This is a genomic window from Moraxella sp., from assembly GCF_024227015.1.
Classification (GTDB): domain Bacteria; phylum Pseudomonadota; class Gammaproteobacteria; order Pseudomonadales; family Moraxellaceae; genus Moraxella.
In genome coordinates this window covers 1-2564 of record NZ_JAAELD010000290.1, presented here as the reverse complement: position 1 = coordinate 2564, position 2564 = coordinate 1, and the positions used below count along the sequence as shown (strand labels likewise).

1 protein-coding gene is annotated in these 2564 nt (G+C 44.0%); it reads right to left on the bottom strand.

The features are described 5' to 3' along the window. A partial coding sequence (locus GY683_RS06665; RefSeq protein ID WP_297287997.1) for a DUF6531 domain-containing protein occupies positions 1-2564 on the bottom strand: 2564 nt, incomplete at both ends.

Here is a 2564-nt window from a genome sequence, read left to right as displayed (position 1 = left end):
TAATTTACCGGTATCATCATAACTCCGCTTCGTGACATGACCCATCGCATCCGTCACCGTGAGCAAATGACCAATAGCGTCATAAGTCATACTAACCGTGCGATTTAACGGATCCGTCAACGCCACTAACTGATTAACTGCATCATAAGTATAAGTGGTCGTATGCCCTTCAGCATCCGTCACACTGGTCAAACGCTTCGCAGCATCATAGCCCAATGTTTGAGTATTACCCTCCGCATCCGTGACACTCATTAGCAAACCATTTTGGTAGGCATAAGTGGTTACAGCACCGTCGGGGCTAGTCGCCGTCAAGACTTGACCATTACTGTTATAGGTGTATTGGGTGATATTACCCAGCGCATCCGTCTTGCTAATCGGGTTATCGTTAGCATCGTAAGCAAAATGGGTTATCTTATTCAGCGCATTGGTAATAGACAATAAATTACCAGTGGCATCATAACTCAACTGCTTGGCATTACCCGCAGCATCAGTAATCGCCGTTAAACTACTAATCGCATCATACACAAATTGGGTGGTATTGCCATTCGCATCGGTGATGCTAACGCGCTTACCATTAACATCATAAGCATAGTGCGTGATATTGCCCAACGCATCAATCCGTTTCAGCAAATTATCCGCAGCGTCATAACTCAATTGGCGTGTATTACCCAACGCATCCGTCACACTGACCAAACGCCCTTTGGCATCATAGCTCAATTGGGTAGCATGACCTTTCGCATCAATGACTTTAACCAGGTGATCTTCACCGTCATATTCATAACGGGTTTCTTGCTCTAACGCATTGATTTGACTGATTAAATTACCATTACCATCATAACTGCGCTGGCTAACCTGACCATTGGCCTCTGTCAATGTGAGCAACTTGCTACGACTGTCATAAGTCATACTGGCAGTATGGTTTAAAGCATCTGTCACCGACACTAAACGATTAACACCATCATAAGCAAGCGTCGTAATGTGTCCTTCGGCATCCGTCACCGTCACTAAACGCCCCGCAGCATCATAGCCCAAGGTTTGAGTATTACCCTCCGCATCCGTGACACTGATTGGCAAACCATTTTGGTAGGCATAAGTGGTCACAGCACCGCTAGGGCTAGTCGTTGTCAAGATTTGCCCATTGCTATTGTAGGTGTATTGGGTGGTATTACCCAGGGCATCTGTCGTGCTAATCAAATTATTATTCGCATCATAGATTAAACTGGATTGCTTACCCAACGCATTGGTTACTGACAATAAATTACTGTTATCATCATAAGCTAATTGTGTGGCACTACCAGAAGCATTGGTGATAGTCGTCAAATTGCCCTGGCTATCATAAGCCAACTGGGTCAAATTGCCCTTAGCATCAGTGCGACTGGTACGCTTGCCGTTAGCATCGTAAGTATAGACAACAGTATTACCCAACTCATCGCGCACACTGAGCAATCGATAGTTTTCATCGTAGGTGTAAACAGTCGTTTTCCCCTCACGATTAATCAGGGTCGTGATGATTTTGCCAGGCTGGCTCGCTTCATCATAACTAAGACGAAGCAGTTGATTACCAGTGTTCCCATCATCTTGAGTCGCAATACGGCCCTGATCATCATAAGTGTTGCTAAAAAGCGGTATGCCTTCTGAGGTGACAGCAGTCAGCGTTTGCCCAGCCGCATTATAGGTATAAGTCGTTGTCTTTCCACTGGCATCCGTGATCGTGATCAGACGATGCTCACTATCATAGCCCATACTGACTTGTCGCCCTAGCGGATCCGTGACGCTGTCTAACAAACCATCAGCATTATAGGCATAATTGAGAAATACGCCCGATACTGGCTCAGTAATTTTAACCAGTTGCCCAGCACCATCATAGCTAAAGGTTAAAGATTGATCACGATGATTGCTGAGTGTCGTCAGTTGACCATTAGCCGCAAACTCATAAATATTTTTGTTTTGACGAGTGAGCGTAAAACTAGCATCAGCATTCTTAACCAAACTATCAAAGCGACAGGCGAAATGAGAACAACTGAAATGTCCACTGCCATCATTGGTAAAATCATTAAATTGGTTTTTTGACCAATGAATTTTAACATGACCATCAGCAAGTTCTTCTAAACGCGCATCTAAGCCATTTAGATTCCAACCTTTGCCAACTTTATCTTCCTCAAGTAATAAGGAGTTATAACTCAAACGGAAAGTAATCGGCAATACGCCTTGTACATTTAATAAAGTGTGTTCAAAAAACTGTGCACCTATTGCGCTGTTAATAGGTTCTCCGACGACTCCTTGACTTGGACAATTGACACATCCATTGGGATCCAAAGAGCCGTTAGCAGACTGATTAACATTGTATGTTGAGTAGTTATTTTGAGCAATCTCTTCTTTGGCTTCAAGACCAGTTCGCTTAGGAGCAACCATTATTTGCCGTTTCACCATATTGCTGGCTGCACCCTCTTCATCATAAGCGGTGGCAGTCCACTCAATAGAGGCTGCACTATTATAAACATGCTCAAAAGTGACCGTTTCACCTTCAGAAGCCGATTTACTTTTGACATTACCATCACTGCCCC